25 protein-coding genes and 1 tRNA gene are annotated in these 24,575 nt (G+C 36.9%); 9 read left to right on the top strand and 17 right to left on the bottom strand.

The window, feature by feature from the left end; all coding sequences use genetic code 11:
- Positions 1-105 precede the first annotated feature (105 nt).
- From KRODI_RS14670 to KRODI_RS14655, 4 genes are all read right to left on the bottom strand, one after another.
- Positions 106-609: a GreA/GreB family elongation factor gene (locus tag KRODI_RS14670; RefSeq protein WP_013752410.1), complete on the bottom strand. Its 504-nt coding sequence runs from the start codon at positions 607-609 to the stop codon at positions 106-108.
- 5 nt (positions 610-614) lie between these two features.
- Entirely contained in the window at positions 615-2,354 is a 1,740-nt protein-coding gene (locus KRODI_RS14665) for an FAD/NAD(P)-binding protein (protein ID WP_013752409.1), read from the bottom strand.
- A gap of 101 nt (positions 2,355-2,455) precedes the next feature.
- Positions 2,456-3,016, bottom strand: coding sequence for a hypothetical protein (locus tag KRODI_RS14660; RefSeq protein ID WP_013752408.1), 561 nt, complete (start codon positions 3,014-3,016; stop codon positions 2,456-2,458).
- A gap of 197 nt (positions 3,017-3,213) precedes the next feature.
- The gene (locus KRODI_RS14655; protein ID WP_013752407.1) at positions 3,214-4,503 is read right to left on the bottom strand and encodes a DUF2254 domain-containing protein; all 1,290 of its coding nucleotides are present in this window, start codon (positions 4,501-4,503) and stop codon (positions 3,214-3,216) included.
- Between the two features lie 392 nt (positions 4,504-4,895).
- Between KRODI_RS14655 and KRODI_RS14650 the strand changes: the two genes are divergently transcribed.
- Entirely contained in the window at positions 4,896-5,777 is an 882-nt protein-coding gene (locus KRODI_RS14650) for a hypothetical protein (protein ID WP_013752406.1), read from the top strand.
- Between the two features lie 92 nt (positions 5,778-5,869).
- Here the strand turns inward: KRODI_RS14650 and KRODI_RS14645 are convergent, their stop codons facing one another.
- From KRODI_RS14645 to KRODI_RS14635, 3 genes are all read right to left on the bottom strand, one after another.
- A complete protein-coding gene (locus KRODI_RS14645; protein WP_013752405.1) occupies positions 5,870-6,670 on the bottom strand; it encodes an MBL fold metallo-hydrolase in 801 nt (266 codons plus the stop codon).
- Between the two features lie 66 nt (positions 6,671-6,736).
- The gene (locus tag KRODI_RS14640) at positions 6,737-7,198 is read right to left on the bottom strand and encodes a GNAT family N-acetyltransferase (protein WP_013752404.1); all 462 of its coding nucleotides are present in this window, start codon (positions 7,196-7,198) and stop codon (positions 6,737-6,739) included.
- 30 nt (positions 7,199-7,228) lie between these two features.
- Positions 7,229-7,807: a hypothetical protein gene (locus KRODI_RS14635; RefSeq protein WP_013752403.1), complete on the bottom strand. Its 579-nt coding sequence runs from the start codon at positions 7,805-7,807 to the stop codon at positions 7,229-7,231.
- Positions 7,808-8,212: 405 nt separating this feature from the next.
- Between KRODI_RS14635 and KRODI_RS14630 the strand changes: the two genes are divergently transcribed.
- The 3 genes from KRODI_RS14630 (at position 8,213) to KRODI_RS14620 (ending at position 10,597) form a co-directional block, all read left to right on the top strand.
- The gene (locus tag KRODI_RS14630) at positions 8,213-9,388 is read left to right on the top strand and encodes a trans-sulfuration enzyme family protein (RefSeq protein ID WP_013752402.1); all 1,176 of its coding nucleotides are present in this window, start codon (positions 8,213-8,215) and stop codon (positions 9,386-9,388) included.
- Between the two features lie 134 nt (positions 9,389-9,522).
- A complete protein-coding gene (gene bshB1 / locus KRODI_RS14625; protein ID WP_013752401.1) occupies positions 9,523-10,239 on the top strand; it encodes a bacillithiol biosynthesis deacetylase BshB1 in 717 nt (238 codons plus the stop codon).
- 7 nt (positions 10,240-10,246) lie between these two features.
- On the top strand, positions 10,247-10,597 hold the full coding sequence (locus KRODI_RS14620) for a hypothetical protein (RefSeq protein ID WP_013752400.1): 351 nt from the start codon (positions 10,247-10,249) through the stop codon (positions 10,595-10,597).
- A gap of 133 nt (positions 10,598-10,730) precedes the next feature.
- On the opposite strand, the gene KRODI_RS14615 is transcribed toward KRODI_RS14620, so the two are convergent.
- From KRODI_RS14615 to KRODI_RS14585, 7 genes are all read right to left on the bottom strand, one after another.
- Positions 10,731-10,806 (bottom strand) — tRNA-His (locus tag KRODI_RS14615).
- A gap of 150 nt (positions 10,807-10,956) precedes the next feature.
- Complete coding sequence (locus KRODI_RS14610; protein ID WP_013752399.1) at positions 10,957-12,030, bottom strand: M28 family metallopeptidase; 1,074 nt, start codon at positions 12,028-12,030, stop codon at positions 10,957-10,959.
- 192 nt (positions 12,031-12,222) lie between these two features.
- On the bottom strand, positions 12,223-13,341 hold the full coding sequence (gene dnaN / locus KRODI_RS14605; protein ID WP_013752398.1) for a DNA polymerase III subunit beta: 1,119 nt from the start codon (positions 13,339-13,341) through the stop codon (positions 12,223-12,225).
- A 118-nt stretch (positions 13,342-13,459) separates the two neighbouring features.
- A complete protein-coding gene (gene gldG / locus KRODI_RS14600; RefSeq protein ID WP_013752397.1) occupies positions 13,460-15,154 on the bottom strand; it encodes a gliding motility-associated ABC transporter substrate-binding protein GldG in 1,695 nt (564 codons plus the stop codon).
- The gene (gene gldF / locus KRODI_RS14595; RefSeq protein WP_013752396.1) at positions 15,151-15,888 is read right to left on the bottom strand and encodes a gliding motility-associated ABC transporter permease subunit GldF; all 738 of its coding nucleotides are present in this window, start codon (positions 15,886-15,888) and stop codon (positions 15,151-15,153) included. The genes gldG and gldF overlap by 4 nt, the downstream gene beginning before the upstream one ends.
- 56 nt (positions 15,889-15,944) lie before the next feature.
- Complete coding sequence (locus KRODI_RS14590) at positions 15,945-16,613, bottom strand: vancomycin high temperature exclusion protein (protein ID WP_013752395.1); 669 nt, start codon at positions 16,611-16,613, stop codon at positions 15,945-15,947.
- Positions 16,613-17,008 (bottom strand): acyl-CoA thioesterase, encoded by a 396-nt coding sequence (locus KRODI_RS14585; RefSeq protein WP_013752394.1) that lies wholly within the window; start codon positions 17,006-17,008, stop codon positions 16,613-16,615. The genes KRODI_RS14590 and KRODI_RS14585 overlap by 1 nt, the downstream gene beginning before the upstream one ends.
- Positions 17,009-17,098: 90 nt before the next feature.
- Between KRODI_RS14585 and KRODI_RS14580 the strand changes: the two genes are divergently transcribed.
- The 4 genes from KRODI_RS14580 (at position 17,099) to fsa (ending at position 19,989) form a co-directional block, all read left to right on the top strand.
- A complete protein-coding gene (locus KRODI_RS14580; RefSeq protein ID WP_013752393.1) occupies positions 17,099-17,731 on the top strand; it encodes an NAD(P)H-dependent oxidoreductase in 633 nt (210 codons plus the stop codon).
- Between the two features lie 96 nt (positions 17,732-17,827).
- Positions 17,828-18,271 (top strand): thioredoxin family protein, encoded by a 444-nt coding sequence (locus tag KRODI_RS14575; RefSeq protein WP_013752392.1) that lies wholly within the window; start codon positions 17,828-17,830, stop codon positions 18,269-18,271.
- Between the two features lie 176 nt (positions 18,272-18,447).
- Complete coding sequence (locus tag KRODI_RS14570) at positions 18,448-19,251, top strand: SDR family oxidoreductase (protein WP_013752391.1); 804 nt, start codon at positions 18,448-18,450, stop codon at positions 19,249-19,251.
- An 81-nt stretch (positions 19,252-19,332) separates the two neighbouring features.
- Positions 19,333-19,989, top strand: a complete 657-nt coding sequence (fsa, locus tag KRODI_RS14565; protein ID WP_013752390.1) for a fructose-6-phosphate aldolase — start codon at positions 19,333-19,335, stop codon at positions 19,987-19,989.
- A 75-nt stretch (positions 19,990-20,064) separates the two neighbouring features.
- Here fsa and KRODI_RS14560 read toward each other — a convergent pair whose 3' ends face one another.
- Positions 20,065-21,468, bottom strand: a complete 1,404-nt coding sequence (locus KRODI_RS14560; RefSeq protein WP_013752389.1) for a TlpA family protein disulfide reductase — start codon at positions 21,466-21,468, stop codon at positions 20,065-20,067.
- A 166-nt stretch (positions 21,469-21,634) separates the two neighbouring features.
- On the opposite strand from KRODI_RS14560, the gene KRODI_RS14555 reads away from it, so the two are divergent.
- Complete coding sequence (locus tag KRODI_RS14555) at positions 21,635-23,254, top strand: ABC-F family ATP-binding cassette domain-containing protein (RefSeq protein ID WP_013752388.1); 1,620 nt, start codon at positions 21,635-21,637, stop codon at positions 23,252-23,254.
- A gap of 2 nt (positions 23,255-23,256) precedes the next feature.
- On the opposite strand, the gene KRODI_RS14550 is transcribed toward KRODI_RS14555, so the two are convergent.
- Together KRODI_RS14550 and KRODI_RS14545 are read right to left on the bottom strand one after the other, a co-directional pair.
- Positions 23,257-23,781: a putative signal transducing protein gene (locus tag KRODI_RS14550; protein WP_013752387.1), complete on the bottom strand. Its 525-nt coding sequence runs from the start codon at positions 23,779-23,781 to the stop codon at positions 23,257-23,259.
- Between the two features lie 17 nt (positions 23,782-23,798).
- Positions 23,799-24,521, bottom strand: a complete 723-nt coding sequence (locus KRODI_RS14545; protein WP_013752386.1) for a hypothetical protein — start codon at positions 24,519-24,521, stop codon at positions 23,799-23,801.
- Positions 24,522-24,575 lie beyond the last annotated feature (54 nt).

Genomic DNA, 24,575 nt, shown 5'->3' with positions numbered 1-24,575 from the left:
GATAAATTAGGGATTAAGTAGCTTTATTTTTGATGATAAAGTTACGATATGCGATTTTGTTTTTAAACGTATTTGTTACGCTTTCGCGAAAGCGTAATTTTATTTCTAAACAGTGTAAACTATATTTTTAATAGTAAGTTTCCTCTCCTCATTACCCAGCTGAAATGTAGTTGTTTCATCTATTCTCTTGCCGATAAGTGCTCTAGCAATAGGAGCGGTAAAGGCGATCTTTTTATCTTTAACACTGGCCTCATCTACACCCACAATTTGGATGGTAATGGGCTTAGGCATACCAGCGATGGTATACGTGACTGTGGCGCCAAAACGTATCTCGCCCTCATCCTTTATATGATCAAGCAGTCTTACACTCTGTATGCGTTCTAGTAGTAAGTTGCGCTTTCCATTAAGTACTGCAAGTGCTCGTCTGCGCTCGCGCTCATCTGTTTCATCTAGGGTGGAGATTTTAGTATCTAGTGTACTGAGCTCTTCCTTAAGTTGGGATAGTCCGTGGCTTGTGACGTAGTTTATCACACCATCTGGCAGTGCCGCTCTAGGTGGAATTATAGGAGTTTCTTCTTGGTCATCTTCTTTTACAAATCCTCTACTCATCTTCTTTATTTTTCGTTCTTCATTAAATCTATGCTGCGCTCAGACCAGCTTATCGTGCGTGGTCCAAAGCATTCTAAAATTGCATCTACACCTATCACACTTCCTTTAGATAATCTCCCTAATACCGCTAGCGGAACAAAACTTTTTCCTTCAGGCACTTCTACATAACCATAATCTCCAGTGCGTATGCCTAGGTCAGTATGCTTAGGCTCAATCATCTCGTTGTGCAGTAAGTTTTTAATTATTGGTGTATCTACTGTGACAAGTTGTGGAGCGTCAAGTACGGCGTTAAGCATTACGTCTATTGTTACCTTGTTACTGTCAGACTCAAGCTGCCAGCCGTTTTCAACACAAGTGATTTCTGGGTTGTTTACAAAGTCAAGATCTAAAATTCCTGCTTTTGCAAGTGCAATAAGCTGTTGTATGCTTTCAACTGGTGGTCCGTAAGAATATCTTTTTGATGCTTCGTCAAGGGCAATAACTTCTGCCACCACATCATCTGCAATTTCTGGATATGAGAACTCTCTATAGATGGTAGGCTGGCAGTGTCGCCATACTTGACCTATAAAGTAGTCAAGGCTTACTGGCGCTTCTCCTACTGCCATTGCAACTTGCTGTTGCATCATTTTTAATACAGATGTCTCGTGTGATAGAAGTAGGGAATGGTCTAGGGATTTATTGTTGAGGTAATTTATGCTTAAGAAATAAACTTCCTCTTCAGACAAGTCGTGTGAAAGTGCCTTGTCTTCTATTCCTAAAAATAATGGAGCTACCACAGCTGCCATTGCTTCTAGCAAGAAATACTGATCTTTTGCTAGGTGATCGCCACAAGCTCCTTTATGTATCGCTTTCGCGAAAGCGTCTATAGCATCATCACTGGGCATAAATAACTTATCTACCGCCTCGTTTATAGGCTTAGGCACCATAGGAAGCCCATCCAAAGAAAAAGGAACAAACCGCTGCGGATGGTTTTTTGTGCCGTGAAAAATAAGCTCCTTTGTATCTTCATTTATAGTCTCAAAATGTGCTCCACGTTGTAAAGTGAGTGCTCGTATCTGGTCTATCATAGCAAGTCCAAAACCCCTAAAAGCAACTATGCTATCTGAAGTTATGTTTGCTTGCATTATTTTTTCTACTGGGTATGCCTCTGTAAACAGAATGGCGTTGTCAGTTTCTGCCACGTGATCTTGCCACTCTTGCAGCTGATCTGAAAGTATCGTGTCTTGATGACCTATCGTGAGGACCACTTCTTCTATTTCTTCTACAGACTGCGTTGATGTCTTTGCGGTAAAGTGTGGTGCTATGTAGTTGAGTTCGGTTACGGTTTCTGTTATGATATCTAGCAACCCAAATCCTTTAAGTGCCGCCGCGAGGACTTCAAATCGAGCATTAAGGTAGGTACCCATTTTTGCCCGTGGAGGGAACTGGTCGGGATGTGTAGCAGGAGGGTTTTGTTGTTCTTCTGGTAACCACTCCGTATAAGAGGGAAATGCGGGGATAATAGCATCACCTAGTTTCATTTCTGGTCTGCCAGGTAAGTCTTGCAAGGCACGCTCCGTAATATTAAGCCAGTTACTTGCTACTTGTTCTGGGTTCCACACCCACCCTGAACCTGGGTACTCAAAAGGTTCAAATAACGTAACTTTTATTTGAGCATCTAGAGCGTTATTGTAAAGCGCAGTAAAAAGGCTTTCAAGAGCAAAAAGCCCTCTAGGGCCGCCTCCTATTATGGCGTAGTGTTTCATAGGTTGGTTGTTATACTTAGACCTTTAAGAAAGGTAAGTATAACAAAGCTATAAGATAACTAGCGCTAGTGTATAGAGTTTAAGATTGTGTTAGGAGTTATTTAAGACCCTATACTGATAGTGACATCGTTTGCAAAGCGCTCGCTATTAACTACAAACCGTGTGTGCAACTCTTTAAATAAATCTATAAGTGGAAGCACAGGACTGTTCCAATTATCAAATTCTAGATGATACTTTGCTATTAATGTGTAGTAGTTATCCTCATTGCTTCCTGTAATAATAGGCTGGAAGCTATCTTCTTGAGCAATTTCTTTTAAGCTCGCAATATGGCTGTTGTTTCTTAAAAACTCAGTCATTTGAGAGCTGGCGCTATTGATGTTAAAACGCTTTGATTTTCCTATGAACAGTGATTTAATATGCGAGTTTGTAGTGAGTTCAAAAATGTGACTTTCTAGCTGTATAGGCAACTTCATAGAGATGTGACCAGAAAATTCTTTTCCAGTGATATTAATGATGTTTATCTCAGTATCCCCAACAGGGATTTTTAATAAATACTGTACCTTAGGAAGTCGTATGCCGCCACCTATGCCTATATCTTTATCACGATATAAGAAAGTACCTCCTTGTTCTGTCGCTATATTTTGAAAAAATGATTTATACATACCCTATATGTAGGAAAGTATTTCACTTTGTTACATTAACTACGTTTTTTAAATCTGTTAAAGTCTAAAAACCAACGCATACGCAAACGTAAGGTACTTTATCAAGTATTATAATCGCTAGTAGCTAAAACATTTTTACAAATCTAGCCTGTTGTATTATTAGGATTGTGAACTGGGTGGTTATGAAATATTTTATTTTACTTAAATTTTTGAGTAAACTCTTTTAGATTTTTTAAGTCTGTTTCATTTTTAATAAATGTTTGTGCATCCTCAAGAACGAGATGGGCTTGTGTATTTATGACCTCTTTATAGGTATCGTCTATGGTCTCCACATTTTTGAGATAATAAAGTGAGGTCAACATTTTTGTCATCATAATAAAATCTGCCTTGCAATACTGACGGAGGCTAGCAAATATGTAATAAATAAGCTCATCAAAATCTACCGTATCTAGCGACACAACAGCTTTATTATCATTATTTACTACGTAGCTATTATCTTTCTTGAGCATTCTTAATGCAAAAAGCTCTGTAAGGTAATCAATACAGGTTATGGCAGTTCCAGGGTCATTTATACCTGGACTCATCGCTTTTACAGCAATTTCTGTAAGCTGTTTAAAACCTAATACATAATTGAGTTTCACTATCTCACTACGAGAAAACCCAAAACATGATTGAAGCATATCTTGATTTTCTTCATCAAGCTCTTTATTTACCTTTACTATTGGGACATCTACTAGTACAAACTCTCCTTTAGAAACGAGCATCTTTATAGAGATATCCTGCTCTTTTGCAAGTTTTGACAGTGAATCAAAGGCAATATCATTAAGATATCCAGATGAAGTGCTTTTATAGCCATGCCAATCAGAAACGTCGTCAAAAATGTCAAGGCCTTCCACTTCATTTTCCTTATCAATGAGTGTTTGTAGTCTCTTTCGTGCTGCGCTAAAAATACGATCAGTAATATTGTTAATCTGTATTGCTTGCGAAATCGAGTGAATAAAGTAGATAAATGCTGCAAGTACATGAATACTTAAAATAATACCCACTAGAACTGCAAAACCTGGTAATTGATGTTTATCATCTGTAGGAACTATACTCAATAATATGATGATACAATAGATAATTACAGCAATGTAAAAACCTAACACATACTGGTGCTTTTTATTTGATATAAGTCCTGGGAGAATACGAGGAGAATAATTACTAGATGCTTGATTGAGTAATAACATCACCATAGAAAAGCTAAAAACCATAAGAGAGATAATACCTCCTATAAATGTGCTTAATAGTGTGCGCGCAGTATCTGCATTATTAATAACGAGCCACGGGAAATTGTCAATAAAGTATTTGGAAACTCCTTGTTCCTCTATGTAGAGCATTAAAAAAGCAAAGGCAAGTCCCATCAAAGCTATAAGACTTGGAAAGAAACCTATGTTTCCTGTGACTTGACTATATAGCAATTTGAGTTTTGTGTAAATTTTATTCATCGTTGCAATTTCCGTAAAATAGTTTGAGTAGGATTCTATTTTAATATTAGTTAACAGTGATAGTAGGGTGTTGAGGTGTTACGCTTTCGCGAAAGCGTAAAAATAAAATTGGTTTACCCGTATTATGAGACTATTCCATATTGAAGAATTCTAATAACCCGAACTCTCAAACGCTATATGTAAATTAAGAATTTTAAAATTAATTTATGCACAAGGGCAAACAAACAATTATTAAGAATCTCATCTTCTACAATCTAGGCCGTTAATATATTTTAACATTTTTTAAAAGTTGGCGTTAATTGTATGGTAAAAAGAATATTTTCGCTAAAGCGTTTATAATAAAATCCAATTCTTTGCATTAAACGTATAACCATTAAAACAACTATTAAATTATGGATAACGAAAAAAGTGGAAACGGGATTAAGATTATTGCAGGAATCCTTGCAGTACTTCTTGTCGTGGCCGGTGCCTTTGCTGTAAAATTGTATAACCAAGAGAAGGATACAAAGAGCCAACTCACAAAGGAAAAAAACGTAGTACTCTCAGATCTTAAAGAAATGGTGAGTAAATACGATGTAGTCATTGAGGAGAATAACCTTAAGGACACAGAACTTAATGATGCACGTGATAGAATCCAAAAGCTTATAGGTGATATTGAGGCAAAAGATGCAACTATTGCAAGCTTAGGAAAGTATAGAGCAGAGGTTTTTAAATTACGTAATGAACGTGATTTCTTATTTGCTCAAAATGATTCACTACGAGGAAGTAACCAGATGCTCGCTATGCGTATTGATAGTACTACCTATGAGCTTGAAGTACAGCGCGGGGTAGGGGACTCACTTACGCTCGAGAATTCTGCCCTAGCAGAAAGAGTGACCTTAGGATCTGCACTAGCAGCAAACAAGCTAAGAGCGGTGGGTGTTATAGAACGTTCTTCTGGTAAGCTGGTAGAGAACTCAAACAATAGGCGCGTAGATAAGCTAAGGGCATGTTATACAGTACCGCAAAATAGACTTGCAGAAGCTGGAGACCGTGTATTATATGTACAAATTATAGATCCTTCTGGAGCAACACTAGGAGAAAATAAGCAAGTTGCCTTTGATGGTAAAGTGGTTAATTATAGTGCAATTTCAAAGTTTTACTATGAGAACACCGCACTTGATATTTGTGAGAATATAGGTAAAACAACAAAGGATTTTCTTGAAGGGAAATACGAAGTAAACGTGTTTGATAAAGGAGTACTTATTGCTCAAACATCATTCAGTTTAAAATAGAAGAAACTTAAGTAGGTTAAGTAAGAAACCGCAATGCGACCTAGGTCCATTGCGGCTTTCTTTTGTTATAAACGCTACTATTAAAATGTGTTTTAGCTACGATTAGGATACCAATCTAGCTGTACAACCTCAATAGCATCACTTCCTTTATTGACAATGGATTTAAATGTGTCAACATCACTTAAACCTTCTGACCCTCTGTAATGAAATGGATATACTTGTGTAGGTTTAAAATCTAAAACTGCACTAGCAGCACTCTCTACCGTCATTGTATAAGGTAAGTTCATACAAACAAAGGCAATGTCAATATTTTGTAAATTGCGCATCTCTGGAATATCTTCTGTATCTCCAGAAAAGTAAACTCTCTTACCGTCTTTCTCTAGTACATAACCATTACCCCATCCCTTTTTGTGACGGCGTTCCTCTACTGGACCTAGATTATACATGGGTACAGCGTTTGTCGTGATGCCTAAAGTTTCTGTTTTTTCTCCGTTATTTAAGATGTCAAGTTTTGAGCTAAAGGCTTCTGGCATCTTATCTGCTACAGATTGTGGCACTACGATTCTCGCGGTTGAGGTGTCTAGCCCTTCGAGAGTTTGTACATTGAGGTGATCTCCATGAAGGTGGGTAATTACAATAAGATCTGGCTTTTTATAACCTTCGTAAAGCTCAGGTTTTCCCACTGGATCTACATAAACGGTTCTACCATCCCAGTTAAGAATAGTAGATGCATGTTCAATAGGGATAATTTCAAACTCTTTAACTTCTGAGTCTGTTGTGGTAGTTAGTTCTTCCACTTCTTCTACCGTGGTAACGGTTTCCGTTTCTTTTGCGGTTTCTTTACAGCTGCTCATCGCACAAGCGATAATAAAGAGGGTACATAAATATTTCATAACATCATTATTTTAATGGATTACATTAACAAAGTTATCGTCTTACAGGTTACATTATGACAAAAATTAGTTAAATGCGAGCTCCATTTTAATGTTTGCGCGCTCGTAAGCAGCGTTTTCTTCTAGTGGAATTTCCTTAAAACCCCATTTTTTATAAATATAAATAGCATTTTCAAGCTTACGGTGTGAGTATAAAATCAGTTTGTTGAGATGTTGCGCTTTCGCGAAAGCGAGACAATGTGCAATCAATTGCTGTCCAATACCCATCCCTCTAGCCGAAGGTGAGACTGCCATCTTTGTAAGTTCTAACGCACCAGTATTTCCAGTAGGCATAAGCGCTACCGTACCTAGAATTTGATCATCTTTTAATGCAAAAAAGATAAAACCTCCTTTGTTAATGATATATTCTTCGGGATTACTCAACACTTTGAGATCATAAGGCTCTACGTAAAAAAAGGCCTCAAGCCATTCTATATTAAGAGTTTTAAAATCTGCAGCAAATTGAGAATTATATGGAATGATGTTCACGATAATTAGTTTATAAAAGCTGTGACTGTTTTAATGTGATTTTACAGCGCTTAGTTCTTGTATACACTCTTCTCTTATCTTCCATATTTCATCAAGACTATATGCTAGCTTATCTCTTTCTATCCAATCTTGTAGTACAGATTTGTGATAGTCTTCTTTATAATCCTGTATCTGATCTGTATCTATAGTGGTTTGCATAAGTACCGCATCTCTCCATTTCATACTGTATGTTCCAGCAAAGGTATAATCGTACATCTCATCATCATATGCCAGTACTGTATGTGCCTCAAGTATATAAGGTAGGTTATACTTTTCAAGCACATTACCTATGCCTGGGGTATTGGTATTATCCATGGCATAAATTATGAGCTCTAGTTGCAGTCCATAGATTGCATGCTCATCTGTGAGTGCCTTTAGAGTTGCATGCTTTGTACTACATGTGCCTTGCCCTTCGGTAATTACAGATCCCAAATCTAAGGGGTCCTTTAACCTACCGTATGGAAGGTTATGTACAGCTCGTATAGCATCGTAAAAAGTCCTTATTCCTTTATTAATAAAAATGTCCCCTACGGTATTGCCGGGTGTGATGTTAAAGTTAGGTATGATCATATTATTCCTTCATATACGTATTGCTATTTGCTGGGTTCTTATTTAAAGACAATAACATAAGGCATTACTAGAAGGTTGGTATTTATGTGGTTATTAAATGACTTATTTTTCGAGTTTTACTTCAAATAATAAAATTATGTACTAATGGTCATCAATTGTGGATACTTACGAGTCAAAAGTGTATTTTGCTTTACAATCTAATATTATAATTTCATTGTCTTAAAGGTAGCTACTTTAACTGATAGTTTATCTAAGTTTAGACCGAGAATTTCATATTAAAATGTAAAATATTGAACGTTAGTGCTGTAAGAATTTTCTTGATAAGTCCGCTCCTAAACTATAATAAATTGGCTGATTTACTGTAACCCTTTTTTGTATTTTTAGATTTGAAAAAAAACATACACTATGAGTAAATCACATAAAGGCCTTAATACCATTTGTACGCATACAGGAGAAATTAAAGACGAGCAGTTTCAAGGAGCTGTATCTCCTATCTACTTATCATCTTCTTATGCCTTTATGGATGTAGATGTAAAGCGCTACCCTCGCTACTTTAATACTCCTAATCAAGAAGGATTAAGCAAGAAAATTGCTGCCCTTGAGAAGACAGAGGCTGGGATGATCTTTGGTAGTGGTATGGCGGCAGTAAGTACTGCATTGCTTGCTTTTTTGAGAAGTGGCGACCATGTTGTGCTTCAAGAAACATTATATGGAGGCACGTATAACCTCGTCGTTGAGGAGTTTGAAAAATACGGTATTACCTATTCATTTACTGAGGATTTGAGTGAGGCCGCTTTCGCGAAAGCGATAACTCCACAAACTAAAGTGATTTACATTGAGACACCTTCTAATCCACTTATGAAAGTGACAGATATGAAGATGGTTGCTACACTTGCCAAAAAACACGGCATTGTGACCATGATAGATAATACATTTGCCTCTCCAGTAAATCAAAATCCAGCAGATTTTGGGATTGATATTATACTTCACTCTGCAACAAAATATATGGGAGGGCACAGTGACATCTGTGCAGGAGCAATTGCTGCGAGCCAAGAACATATGGATCGCATCTGGAATCTGGCAAAAAATCTAGGTGGAAGTCTAAGTGACCTTACCGTATGGATGCTTGAGCGTAGCATGAAAACCATGGCATTACGTGTAAAAGCACAAAATAGAAATGCAAAGAAAATAGCCAAATGGCTTGATAAAAAAGATGAGATAAGCCGCGTGTACTATCCGGGATTAAAATCTCATCCAGACTACAAACTTGCCAAAAAGCAGATGAGTGGTTTTGGAGGAATGATGTCATTTGAGTTAGCATCACACATTGATGCCGAAGATTTTCAAAAAGCGCTACACCTTATCAAACCCTCTATGAGCCTTGCAGGTGTAGAGAGTACTATGTTATGTCCAGCACAAACTTCGCACTCATTGTTAGGAGAAGAAGAGCGAGCAAAACAAGGCATCGCAGATGGCTTAATTCGTTTTTCTGTAGGAATAGAGGAGAAGGAAGACCTGATGGAAGATATAGATCAAGCGCTAAAGGCAGTATTAAAAAAGACAGTACTGGTTGCAGATTAAAGCTTGATCGAGTCTAGCCTTCTTGGTTTGTTTTTTTAGAAATGAAAAAATGGCCAAGTGTGCATGTAATTGATGAGTGAATCCGATTACAATATAATTATAATCCAAAAGACACTCGCCTAGCGAGCATACATATGAAACTAGATATACTTGCCATCGGAGCACACCCAGACGATGTAGAATTAGGTTGTGGTGCAACCCTAGCAAAAGAGATAGCAAATGGAAAGAAAGTAGGAATACTTGATCTCACAAGAGGCGAACTAGGAACCCGTGGTAGTGCAGAGATACGCGATGAGGAAGCTGCAGCTGCAGCAAAGATTCTAGGTGTAGCAGTACGTGAGAATCTTGCACTTGCAGATGGTTTCTTTGTTAATGATAAAGAAAGCCAACTCAAAATCATCGAAGTAATAAGAAAGTATCAACCGGAAATGGTGCTCTGTAATGCAATTACAGATAGGCATATAGACCACGGAAAGGGAAGTAAACTTGCAAGTGATGCTTGCTTCTTGAGCGGATTGAAAAAAATAGAAACTTCTGTAGACGGAAAGTCACAAGAAAAATGGCGCCCTAAGACTGTGTATCACTATATACAATGGCAACACATCGAGCCAGATGTGGTGGTAGATGTAAGCGGGTTTATAGATAAAAAGTGTGATGCCGTCTTTGCATATAGCTCACAGTTTCACAATCCAAACAATAAAGATGGTGACACTCCTATTTCTAGCGAAACCTTTAAAGAGAGCATTAACTATCGCTCTAGAGACCTAGGACGTCTCATAGGTACAGAATATGGAGAAGGTTTTACTGTAGAGCGCTATCCAGCGGTAGATAGCTTGTTTGATTTAAAATGAAATGGAGATGATACAGCGAATTTTAACTATTTGTTTTTTAATGTGCGGAGTGGTTGCGATAGGACAAACGTCTTCGTTTCGTTTAGAGAGTGTCCCTAATTCGATATCTTTCAATTACGCATCAAATGTATCTGGCTTAGATACCCTTAAGAAGTTACCATCACAACTGCTTATGAAGTATGATGTGAAAGGTGACAACATAGTTGATAAAAAGTTAACGTTTAGAGAGCAAAATGCTTACACCATGACCATTTATCCTATTAAATCAAATGACGAGATGAGAGTTGTTACCCCAGACACTACCACAAAGCAATACTTAAGAGTATATGGAGTAAATAAGATCACATTAAGCAACTAGGGAATAAATATTCTGAGTTATAAAAAAGCCACCTAAGGGTGGTTTTTTTGTGCTTATTGCTTTCAGCTAAGTGATGAGTCGCTCACATATAAGCATAAAAAAAGTCTTCAGATTTCTCTGAAGACTTGAATAAGGGTGGAAGACCGGGTTCGAACCGGCGACCTCTGGTACCACAAACCAGCGCTCTAACCAACTGAGCTACAACCACCATTTTAATTGCGAGTGCAAAGATAATTAATATTAGAAGATGTGCAACATTTTCTAATAAAAAAAGGAGTGAAATTTTTCACTCCTTTTTCAAAGTGTTGATTATTAGGTGAATTTACTTAAATAAAACACATAATAATTTTAAAAATAATTTATTCTTCTTTCTCTGCTTTGTCTACCACAGGTCTATCCTTACGATTTGCAAGTTCCCAAGCAGTTGCAAAGACAAGTTTTGTGCGCTTTTCAAGTAAAGGGTAGTTAATCTTATCTGGTGTATCACCTATTTTGTGATAATCTTCATGTGTTCCATTAAAGTAAAAAATTATAGGCACATTCTTCTTTGCAAAGTTGTAGTGATCTGAGCGGTAGTAAAAACGGTTAGGCTCATTTTCTACATTATAACGGTAATCTAGATTGATATCAAAATACTTAGCATTTACAGCAGAAGATACATTGTGTAAATCTGTACTTAATTTATCTGATCCTATTAAATAAACGTAGTTGTTGTCCTCTAAGTGTGCATCATCATTACGTCCTATCATATCGATATTGAGGTCTGCAATAGTGTTTGCTAGCGGGTATACAGGATTTTCTGAGTAATATCTAGACCCGTATAAGCCTTTCTCTTCTCCTGTAACGTGTAAAAAGAGGATAGAGCGCTTTGGTCCTTTTCCGTCTTTTACAGCTTGTTTAAAAGCTTCTGCGATTTCTAGTAAAGCTACAGTACCAGATCCATCATCATCTGCTCCGTTAAAGACATTACCTTTGGAGTCCATTCCTACGTGATCTAGGTGTGCAGAGAGTACAAGTACTTCCTCAGGCTTCTCTGAACCTTCTATAAAAGCTAGCACGTTTTCTGAGTCATTTAATTCGCTTCCTTTTCTAAAAAATGTTTTAGGTACAATCTGGTAATAATCTCCATTATTTCCCGGAGCCACTTCTAGTTGCTTATAATAGTTTACGAGGTATGCAGCTGCTTTCTTTTGTCCTGGATCTCCAGTATTACGTCCCTCAAAATCATCTCCTGCAAATACGTAGAGCATGTCTTGAAGCTCATTTGCAGTTATAGTATTGGTATACTTACGTACATCATTCTCATTGCTTTCAAGTGAGGTAACATCTATAAGTACAGGTTCAGATGGAGCAGCAGGAGCTACTATTTTTTTTGATTCGTTACAAGAAAGGGCAATAAGTCCCAGTCCCATCAGGGCAATATATTTTTTCATTTATGAGGTATTGTTTATTATGCTAAAAGTACTGATTTCAACTGAATAAAAATATGTGAGATTCGTTTGAAGTTTTTTTTGCTTTCGCGAAAGCCTAATTGCTCAAACACTTTTTGAAGAGATTAAAGAAATGCAAAAAAAAAGGTCATTCTAGTTACAGAATGACCTTTTCATTGTAAAAGACTTTAAATCTTAGTTGTTAAGCATAACCGGCATTACAAGCATTGTTACTTGCTCTCCTTCATCTAGTCCATCAACTGGAGTAAGGATACCTGCTCTATTAGGTAGTGACATTTCTAGTGAAACATCATTTGCATTCATATTATTAAGCATCTCTGTTAAGAAACGAGAGTTGAAGCCTATTTGCATATCATCACCTTGATAATCACAAGTAAGACGCTCTTCTGCTTTATTACTGTAATCAATATCTTCTGCCGAAATATTAAGCTCTGCTCCAGCGATTTTCAAACGAATCTGGTGTGTAGTCTTATTAGAGAAAATAGAAACACGACGTACAGAATTTAAAAACTGATTACGATCAATTGTTAATCTATTTGGATTCTCTTTTGGGATTACCGCTTCATAGTTAGGGTATTTACCATCAATAAGACGACATACAAGTTCTACATTGTCAAATGAAAATTTTGCATTACTCTCGTTGTATTCTACGGCGATTTCATCATCAGAAGTAGAAAGTATTCCCTTAAGTAAGTTAAGTGGTTTCTTAGGCATGATAAACTCTGCTGCTTGAGAAGCTACCACATCTGTGCGGCCATACTTTACAAGCTTGTGAGCATCTGTTGCTACAAAGGTTAGTCCATCTGTACCAAACTGAAAAAATACACCACTCATTACTGGGCGTAAATCATCATTTCCTGTAGCAAAAATTGTATTGCTTATTGCTGTAGCTAGTACACTTCCAGGTATTTTTACAACACTAGGATCTTCTAGCGATACTGCATTAGGAAACTCTGCTCCATCTGCATATGCTAGTGCATATTTACCATGGTTTGAGCTTATCTCTACGGTATTATTCTCGTGCTGTGTAAACGTAAGTGGTTGCTCTGGAAACGTCTTAAGCGTATCAAGAAGTAAACGAGCTGGTAACGCAATCGCACCATTATCACTAGACTCAACATCTAACTTTGATGTCATGGTAGTTTCTAGATCTGATGCAGAAACTGTTAGTGTATTTCCATCTAGTTCAAAAAGGAAATTATCGAGTATAGGTAGGGTGTTACTATTATTTATCACACCACCCAATACTTGTAATTGTTTAAGGAGGTATGTACTAGAGACTATAAATTTCATAGAAAGTTAGGTTTTGCAATACAATAAAATGGTATCAAAAGTGACGCTATTTATGCCTCACTCACTACTTACAAATATATTTTAAATGCGACGGCTTTTATAATTAACTTATCAACATCTAGCGCGCGTAACGGCGCTTCCTAATTGCGTTGTAGATGAGTCCAAAGATAAGCAAAATAGCCAGCGGAAGCCCAATAGTCAAGACCTGCCACGTGCTCATACTTCGTGCTGCCTTTTTTATATCAAGAAAAGGAAGTGCAATTTCTTTACTACGTATGTTAATAAGCCCAGTGTCATCAAGGAGATAGTTAATCGCATTGAGCAAAAACTCTTTATTTCCATAGCTGGTTCTTGTGTAATAATCAAATCCTAATTCTAGTGGTTGCCCGCGTGCATCAAGACTATTTGAGATTATATCACCATCGGCTATGAGTATAAGCTTAGGATTTTTTTGTGCGCTTTCGCGAAAATTACTTTTATCACTTCCATCTGGTAATACTCTATTAGTAAAAGCCGAATTAAACGATCCTTCTAGCAAAACGGCCAGTGGTTGTTGCCCATTTTGAAAATCACTTTCTATAGGTTCAATATCTACCTGACCGAGAGAGATTTCTCGTGGCGTACTTTCTATTTTAGTATAAATACTAGATTGCAATAAAACCGTTTTATTTACGCCTCTATTGTTGTCTAATAAAGTGATAGGATTTGCATAATTGAAAAGAACAGGTTTTTCAATATTAGTATTAATGGGATGCGTATTCATACTGGGTACTTGTGGTCTATACAACCATGGTAGCTGTATGTACTGAGCATCACTGCCATCACCAGAGGCAACACTAAGCGGGGCAGAGTAGAGGTCTACTACTAAGGATGGGTCTACTCTAATTCCATATTTAAACAGTTGGTCATCTAGATTAATATCTCTAGGGAAAGCAATAGTTTTACCTTGATCATTGCGAAGACTATCATCTTCCATGGCTACAGCATCTAGCATCCAAAGGCTGTTACCACCATTCATGATATATTGATCAATCACATACTTCTGCTTGTCTGTAAATGCTTTTGTAGGCTTTGCAATAACTACTAGATCAAAGGTGTTTTGTAAAGCTTTGAGTGCCTTTTCTGGATCTTGGTTTGCAAATTCTAATGGGAAAGGAGCGATATTATAGGTGTCACCTAGTTTACGAAACATATCTGCAATGTTTGCATCTGGTAGCTCGCCATTATCTCTTAAAACTGCAATACGCTTAGACTTTGCATTTAATGTGCTGTGTAAACTTTCGGCAAAAACGTATTCAAGGTTTTGTATAGAAGCGTATACGAGTTGCTCAGGAGAAGCACCTACTACATTCTTTACAAGTCCTACCGGTACTGCTTTGTCATTAAAATTTATAGTAGCCCACGGAAAAATAGTTTGCGTGGTCTCCTTTCCGTTTTCTTTTACTTTGAGAGGGATGGTAGTCATCCCAAATTCATTGAATTGTCCAGCAACTTCGGCTACATTTTCTCCATCTTCTACTGGGTTTGAAAATTCGAACCTAATGTTATCATTATAGGCTTGCATTTCCTCTAGCAGATAGCGCGTTTCGTTTTGTAGTTTTTTAAACTCCGCGGGAAAATTACCTTCTAGAAAAACATCAATAATCAACGGACTGTCTAATTGATCTAATAAATCAAGCGTAGGATCACTTAAACTGTAGCGTTGATCTTGCGTAAGGTCATAGCGTTTGTGAACTAGCGAACCTATAATGTTAATTATAAATAGGCCTATGATTACAAGCAGGAGCGATAGTATGTATTTTATATTTTTCACGAAAGTGTACTCCTTTTATGCAATCTCATCATCGTAATAATGATAAAGAATGCGGTTACACTAATAAAGTAAATGAGATCTCTAGTATCAACCACACCGCGGCTTATGCTAGTATAATGCGATTGTAAACCCATTAAATTTATGAAATCTCTCACGCTGCTTGTGGTACTAAATGCTGCTATGCCTGCAAGTCCAAAATATAAAAAGAAGCTTAAGAACACGGCGATTATAAAAGCTATGATTTGATTATCTGTAAGGCTTGAGGCAAATATGCCTATTGCCGTAAATGTTGCAGCTAGAAGCATTAGTCCTATATAACTGCCTATGGTTACTCCTACATCAAGGTTTCCCACGGGATTACCCAGTTGGTAAATAGCGATTACATAAATAAGTGTGGGTATGATAGCAAGTATGATAAGAGCAAATGCTCCTAAAAATTTTCCTAGTGTTAACTGGAGTTTAGAGATAGGTTTTGTGAGTAGAAGTTCTAAGGTGCCTACTTTTTGTTCTTCACTAAAACTGCGCATGGTTATAGCAGGAATAAGAAATATAAATATCCAAGGTGCAATCTGGAAGAACGGTGCGAGATCTGCAAATCCAGTCTCTGTGATATTAAAAGGCCCTTGAAAAACCCATAGAAATAAACCGGTAACTACGAGAAATAACCCAATAACCAGATACCCAATTGCCGAGGAGAAAAATGAGGATATTTCTTTTTTAAGTATAGCGAACAAAGTGGTTTGTTTTAAAAAGTAAATGTACTGTAGTTTTTGAATTCCTTAAAAATTATTTATTGAGGATAGCTTGACTGTGGCGGTCCATCAATTGGGATTTTTGCACCTAAGTACGTAGGTTCTTTATTAATAGTCAACTCCAGAAAAGCTTTTACATTTGCTAGTAATTCTCTGCGTTTATTTGCGCTTTCCCGTTGGTAAGTTCGCTGGTCTCCCACAAAGCCGTAATAGGTAAGGCCAAGTTGATTTGCAATATACAGTGCTCGTGGCAAGTGAAACTCTTGAGTAACCACTACAGCCTCCTTTACATTAAATACAGAGCTGGCTCTATACATACTGTCGTAGGTGTCAAAACCAGCATAATCTAGAAAGATATCATCTTCTGGAACACCTTTATCCATGAGATATGCTTTCATTGCCTTTGGCTCGTTATAGGATGCAGTGCCATTATCTCCCGAGAGTAAAAAACGCTTAACTTTACCTTCTTTATATAGGCTGAGGGCGCTTGATACACGATCTTCGAGCATTGTAGATAGATTACCGTTTGCTCGTACACTAGCGCCTAAGACAATTACAGTATAAGCTTTTGGAACCTGCGAAATATTTGTAAAAGTTTGGCTTTTTGTACTTTCTTCAACATGGTAAGAAAGCGCATAAACTCCACAAATAAGAAGGATTATCCCAACGAGAGTGACGGCAATTATTTTTTTAAAATGTTTAAGCACTAGACGTTATCTATGATTTTAATAGGTTTCTTTTTATCATTGATAGCTACAAAAGTAAATGTTCCAGCTACGGCTAGCTCACGATCATAATTGTACATATCTTCTTTGTAAATCTCAACGCGTACCACACAACTTGTATTGCCCACTTTCTCTATACGAGCTATTAATTCTACAATAGTTCCTTGAGGAATGGCTTTAGTAAAGTCTATTTGACTGGTAGAAATGGTAACCACTTTTTTTCGGCTAAAGCGTGTGGCGCATATAAAAGCTGCTTCATCCATCATATGCATTGCAGTCCCACCAAAAAGAGTGTCATAGTGATTTGTGGTGTTGGGAAAGACCGCTTTAAAGATGCGAGTTTCTGAGATTTCAATGCGTTCTTTGAGAGTAATCATAATTGTTTAACCATTTTGCATATTTAATAGACAAAAAAGATGCAGTGCTTACTTCTAAGTGTATCTTTGCAAGGTCTTAAAATAGAACAGATGCCACAAGTAATAGAAGCTTTAAAATGGAGATATGCGACTAAAAAGTTTGACAATACACGCATGCTACCAGATTCAAAAATAGAAATAATCAAAAACGCCTTTAACCTTACTGCTACAAGCTTTGGCTTACAGCCCGTGCGATTAGTTGTAGTAAGTAATAAAGAGAAACAAGAAGCTCTCGTTCCTTTGTCAATGAACCAGCGACAAGTAGCAGATGCTTCACATGTGCTAATTTTCTGTATTGAAAAGCAGGTAGATGAGCATTATGTAGAAAGTTATTTTGATAACGTAAAAGAAATAAGAAATACACCAGAGGAAATTATTAAACCATTTAAGAATTATCTTCTTGATCACTTTAAAAAAGCTACAAATGCAGAAAATGACTTATGGGCTTCAAAACAAGCTTATCTCGCAATGGGTAATTTGCTCACCGTTTGTGCGATTGAAGAAGTAGATGCGTGTCCTATGGAGGGTTTTACACCTGAGGGTTACGATAAGTTTTTAGGCCTTACTGAGATAGGCTTACAGTCGGTTTTGGTATTGCCCATAGGTTATAGAGCAGAAGATGATATGTTTTCTACTATGAAAAAGGTGCGCAAATCTTTGGACAATGCGGTCCTTGATTTGTAACTTCCGATAGAATACAGGGTTTAGTGCAATATTATGGCAAGATTCTTGTTATTTTTTAAAAGTTTATAACTTTGCAGTAGCCCTAATAGTAGTACAATGAAACATATAGCATTTTTATTATTCATTTCAACAGTAACATTACAAGCTCAAGAGGCTAAATGGTATACTGATTTTGACAAAGCAAAAAAAATAGCGCAACGCCAGGGAAAACCCATTATCATGTACTTTACAGGCAGCGACTGGTGCGGACCTTGTAAAATGCTTAAAAAAGACCTCTGGGAGACTGATAAATTTATACAACAAGCAGATGACTTTGTGTTGCTTGAGGTAGATATCCCTTTTAGAGAAGATATCATTTCTCCAGAACAAAAGAAGAAAAACATGAAGCTTCAAGATAAATATAATAAGGACAAATCTTTTCCGACTGTATTGCTACTAGATTCAAATGGTAAAAGAAAGGATGAAGTTTCAGGATATAGTATGCTAAGAGATACAGCACCTTACTATGCATTTTTTAATAAAGCAAGACGTTCGAGATAGTTACAAGCTCTTACAATCATATATAGAACGTTTGGCATATGCTGGACGTTTTTTTTATGCTTTCGCGAAAGCGTAACCCTCAAATTGCCCTTTAGAAAGATACTACTAACAAAATCTCTCATGTATTAATTAACAATAAGCGAACTTCTTATCTTTGACCACCTTTAAATAGATTTATGTCAAAAGTAGTTTTAATCACTGGGGCTTCCTCAGGAATAGGTTTAGCCATTGCTCAGTATCTTGTAAACCAGTCGTATACTGTATATGGAACGAGCCGTAACCCAAAAAATAATATAGAAAAAGGAGTGCATATGGTTGCACTAGATGTTACAAAGCCAGCGACTATTGCGGCTGCTGTAACGTCTGTATTAGAAAAGGAAGGGAGATTAGACTACCTGATTAACAATGCTGGAATGGGTATTACAGGTCCTCTAGAGGAAACACCAGATGCTGAAATTAAAAGAGTATTTGAGACTAATTACTTTGGAGCATTAGAAGTAATAAAGGCGGTGTTGCCCACAATGCGTAAACAGCGCAGCGGCATGGTAATTAATATAACCTCAATAGCAGGGTATATGGGATTACCTTATAGAGGTATTTACTCTGCGACCAAAGGAGCCCTTGGGATTACTACAGAGGCGTACCGCATGGAACTTAAAGAGTTTAATGTAAAGATGACTACGGTTGCTCCAGGTGACTTTGCTACTAATATTGCTGCAGGCCGTTACCATGCACCAGTGCTTCACAATTCGCCATACAAAGAGAATTATAAGAATACACTTTCATTAATGGATGCGCATGTAGATGAAGGAATGGACACCGTAATCATGGCAAAAGTGGTTAAACGTGTGATGGAGTCAAAAAACCCTAAAGTGCATTATCGAGTAGGATTCTTTATGCAGCGTTTTAGTATTGCGCTTAAGCGCATACTGCCAGATACTTGGTATGAAAAACTACTTCTTAATCATTATAAACTTTAGTTAACAAACAATTAAACACGCTCTTAGCTTCTGCACATCACTTTTAGCTACATTTGTGTAAAATCATAAAAAGAAAAGACTATGAAATTTTTTATAGATACAGCAAACCTTGACCAAATTAAAGAAGCACAAGATCTAGGAATTCTTGATGGTGTTACTACAAATCCATCACTAATGGCTAAAGAGGGCATTACTGGACGTGAAAAGATATTACAACATTATAAAGATATCTGTGAGATCGTAACTGGTGATGTAAGTGCAGAGGTAATCGCAACCACTTATGATGAGATGGTAAAAGAGGGGGAAGAGCTTGCTGCATTACATGAGCAAATCGTTGTAAAAGTACCTATGATTAAAGATGGTATTAAAGCTATAAAATATTTTTCTGATAAAGGAATACGCACAAACTGTACACTTGTATTTTCTTGCGGGCAAGCTTTACTTGCAGCAAAGGCTGGAGCAACATATGTCTCTCCATTTATAGGACGACTAGATGACATCTCTACAGATGGGTTAAATTTAATTGCAGAGATTCGTCACATTTATGATAACTATATGTTTGAAACTCAAATTCTAGCAGCATCTGTACGTCACACTATGCACGTAATAGATTGTGCAAAAATAGGAGCAGATGTAATGACGGGACCATTATCATCTATAGAGGGATTATTAAAGCACCCACTTACAGATAGCGGTCTTGCAAAATTCTTAGCAGATTACGAGAAGGGTAATAATTAATACATATCTCACACCATTTAAAAGCCCCTTTTACTGTAAAGTAAAAGGGGCTTTTTCATTGATATAAGTTGGTGCCTATTGATTTAAATAAGCTAGTAGTTCGTTTTCAAATTTAGAGTTGTGCAAGTTTGCGTGACTGTTTAAAATTTTTCCATTTTTATCAAGCACGATGGTCTTGTTAATATCATTAAGCACAAGTTGCTTTCTAGCTTGTTCTGGTTTTGCTAGTCTAAATTCTTTAGATTCGTCAAAGTCATTTTTCTCTAAGTGAAGCATCCATTTGTTATGCTCTGTATTCACATTAATAGCAATAAAATTGAACTCAGGATACTTTGCTTGCAGCTCGCGAACTTTTGCATGGGAGTTGTCCATATGAGCCATTCTTAAATACGACCAAAAAAATAACACTGTAGGCTTTGTAATACGACTAGAGAGGGTAGTCATTCCAGAATCTACACCTACGATCATGACATCAGGAATCATATTTCCTGCTTGCATAGATTTATTATTGTCATATAATGCATCGACTAGCGTTACCGTTTCATCAGAAGTAGAGACTTCCTTTATTTCGTCAAAAAGCTTATCAACTTCGTCTAGATTATTACTGTTAGCAATAAAAATACGAGACATTTGAGATAAAAGTCGCTCCTTAAGGTCTTTATTATTGATAAGACTGTCTATAACCGCTATCTGGTGATGGTTGTGTATGTATGATGTGCGATTATAATCGTTTTCCTTTCCATAACGAAGGTAGGTGAGGTTATTAATGTAAGAAGCAAGATATCTTCTAAAACTGTAAAGTTCTTCAAGATTGGGATTGTTTACATCTATGCTTTCGCGAAAGCTATAAAAATCATTAGGTAAGCTATCAATGAAGGATAACTTGTCTTTCCCATAATGAGCAAATGGATACCATTCTTTACGCTGGTAATTATCAAATTCTGTTACAGATGTTGCTATTTCAATAAATTCATCCGAATAATCTTTATCAAGCAAAAACTTATCTAGTTCTTCTTTATGAGTAATCGCCATGGAATCTAGCGTCTTCTGAAAATTCTTTGGATTTTTTTGATATTTTTTCTTAATGCCTTCGTTTTCACTCTCCCAATGTAAATACATGTCTAGTAAAAAAGTGCTTTTTTCCGACCCATAACCAGAAAAACTAAGTGACTCATCAAAATCCTTAGTATTTACTCTTAGTAATATACTGTCTCCTTCTTCTATATGCACTAATTGATGTTCTCCATGCTCTAGTCTGTATAGTCCAGGTTGGAAATCGTCAAATTTATATAGAAACCTATTTCTTCTGTCTAGTGGAATACTATCTGTCACTACTTCTCCCTTACGTAGCAGCACATAACTCTGTACAGGATTGATAATCTGCCCACCTAGATATGTCCCTTGAGCTTTATCATTTTCTTCAAAAACGCAGCTTGTAAAGGTGGTAGATACTATAAGTAAGAGTAGGAGGTACTTCATAAAAGGTAAATTTACACTTAATAAGATAGCTTATTGTGCTATTTCCAAAAGTAACTTTAATGACTTTTGCATATTGTTAACATATCGTTAAAAGCATTTTGTGTTTGTTATCATTATAATTTCTTTAATTATAGGTATTTTTGCACGCTCAAAATAGAAGTTTTTTATGTTATCAGTCTCTAATCTTTCAGTTCAATTTGGTAAGCGTGTTTTATTTGATGAAGTTAATACTTCATTTCTTAACGGTAATTGCTACGGCATCATAGGTGCAAACGGAGCAGGAAAGTCTACCTTTTTAAAAATACTTACAGGGCAACAAGATCCTACCTCTGGTCATGTGCACCTCGAGCCAGGAAAACGTATGTCTGTGCTAGAGCAAAACCACTATGCTTATGATGAGTATAATGTCCTTGAGACAGTGGTGATGGGTAACAAGCCTCTTTATGAAATTAAAGCAGAAATCGATGCACTGTATGCAGACTATACGGATGAAAACGCAGATCGTATCGGAGAGCTTCAAGTAAAGTTTGAGGAAATGAATGGATGGAATGCAGATAGTAATGCTGCAACTATGCTTTCTAACTTAGGTATCAAAGAAGATAACCATTATACCATGATGGCAGATCTTGATGGTAAGCAACGTGTACGTGTGCTTATTGCACAAGCGCTTTTTGGAAATCCAGATGTTCTTATTATGGATGAGCCTACAAACGACTTGGATTATGAAACAATTTCTTGGCTAGAGAATTTCCTTGCAAACTATGACAACTGTGTGATCGTTGTATCGCATGACCGTCACTTCCTTGATGCGGTTTGTACACATATCTCAGACATTGATCACAATAAAATTACCCACTATAGCGGTAACTATACCTTTTGGTATGAGTCTTCACAACTAGCAGCAAGACAACGCGCACAGCAAAATAAAAAGTCTGAAGAGAAGAAAAAAGAACTTCAAGAATTTATCGCTCGTTTCTCTGCAAACGTTGCAAAGTCTAAGCAAGCAACTTCTCGAAAGAAGATGATTGATAAGCTAGACATCGAAGAGATTAAGCCATCAAGTCGTCGATACCCAGGGATTATATTTGATAGAGATCGTGAGGCTGGTGATCAGATTTTTAACTGTACTGGTTTAAGTGCTTCTCTAGATGGTGAAGTTTTGTTCAAAGGAGTTGATATGAATTTGAATAAAGGCGATAAAGCTGTGTTATTTTCAAGAGATAGCCGTGCAACCTCTGCTTTTTATGAGATTATAAATGGTAATCAACAAGCAGATAGCGGGACTTTTGATTTTGGAGTAACTACTACACAATCTTATTTGCCTTTAGATAACGCTTCTTACTTTCAAGATGGAACGCTTAATCTTGTAGACTGGTTACGTCAGTATGCGCAAACAGAAGAGGAAAGAGAAGAAGTTTTCTTGAGAGGTTTCTTAGGGAAAATGATTTTCTCTGGCGAAGAGGCGCTTAAAATGTCTAATGTCCTTTCAGGAGGGGAGAAGGTACGTTGCATGATTTCAAAAATGATGATGAAGCGTGCAAATATCCTTATGGTAGATGAACCTACTAACCACTTGGATCTAGAATCAATTACAGCGTTTAACAATGCACTTAAAAACTTCAAGGGCACTGTGATGCTTACAACACATGATCATGAGTTTGCGAGCACGGTAGGTAACCGTGTGATAGAATTAACGCCTAAGGGTGTTATAGATCGCTACATGAACTTTGATGAGTACATGAGCGATAAGAGTATAAAAGAACAACGTATGGCAATGTATGAGTAAGGCTAAGCCTTACTCTTGTTCATAAAGTGTGTAATGAGCATATAGCTACAAAAAACAATGAGGCCTCCACTTAGCACAATGCGCAAAGTAGGAAGCTCTTCACCTTGAAGTAACGGTGAGAGTCTCCATATGGATAGTCCTAAGAAAAATACATATAAGAGAAGACGGCCAGAAGATAATTCTGGCTTTTTCTTTTCTGGTGCTGGTCTTGTGATTCTATTGATTGTTACTTTCGGCGCTTCTTGTTGCGATAGATTGTTTAATTCCTCGTCAGATAGTGCGTTGTTTGAAAAGTCTTCAAGAGCAATTTCTACAATATGTTTTGCCTTTACCAGATACTCTTTGTCAACAAGCAATCTAGATTGATCAGGAGAGCCTAGCGCGTAGCCTGCCAGCTTTGCACTCTCGTTATCATCTCTCACTATACTTGGGATGTCTTTCTCCTCTAGAATGGCCTGTAATCTTTTTGTTTCGATGATAGACCCAGTGTGGATTTTTTCATAACGAGAATCTGGAAGTATGCTCATATATTATTTTGGTAAGGTTATCTTGTTTTATCGTACTTACTATTCCATATCGCTTTATTAAAGTTCTTACCTAGTGCAAATGCATAAAATAAAACTACCGCTCCGATGGATTTAAACATAAAGAAAAATACCATAATATCTTGACCAAAATCTTGATTCTTTGTAAAAAGACCGTCTGGTGTTAATAATGTCGCCACTATACTAATGAGTACTGTTGTAATTATTAAGTTTTCAATAGACTTAAATGACCATGCCCATTGTTTTCTGAAAGGATTGAGGTCATTACCCCACTGGTGTATAAGGTAGTAATAGCCATTACCCATAGGTGCAAATAATAAAGGATCATCTGCTTTTTCTAACACAAACATTTTAGAAGGAGCGATGATCTTAAAACCATCAAGTTCTGTTTGGTGTGTGTTTTCAAGGTACTTAATATTATCAAGAACCTCTTGAGGGTATTTTCCTTTAAAGTATTTGGTATCGAGAAAACGCAGTCTGTAGTCTACGCAAATTTTCTCTATTTGTTTAATGTGGAAGATTTTTGAAGTTTCAAGTAAGTCAAAGTCAAACTCGTTATAACCTGCCTCAGAAGCTTCGTTTAGGGTTTTGAGGATTCCGCTTTCGCGAAAGCGGTCTTGATCAAAAACCTGTTGTACTTGTGCTAGGATATCTTGTTCTTGCTCACTTTTACTGCGCTCACGAAGTAACTTTTCGTGAATGTTGGTTCTGGATAATAGCATCTTTTTTTCTTTTAAAGATACAATACAAATGCGATAATGTCAATGGGAATAATT

The sequence above is a fragment of the Dokdonia sp. 4H-3-7-5 genome (assembly GCF_000212355.1).
Taxonomy (GTDB): Bacteria; Bacteroidota; Bacteroidia; order Flavobacteriales; family Flavobacteriaceae; genus Dokdonia.
This window is presented reverse-complemented; position numbering and strand designations above follow the sequence as displayed.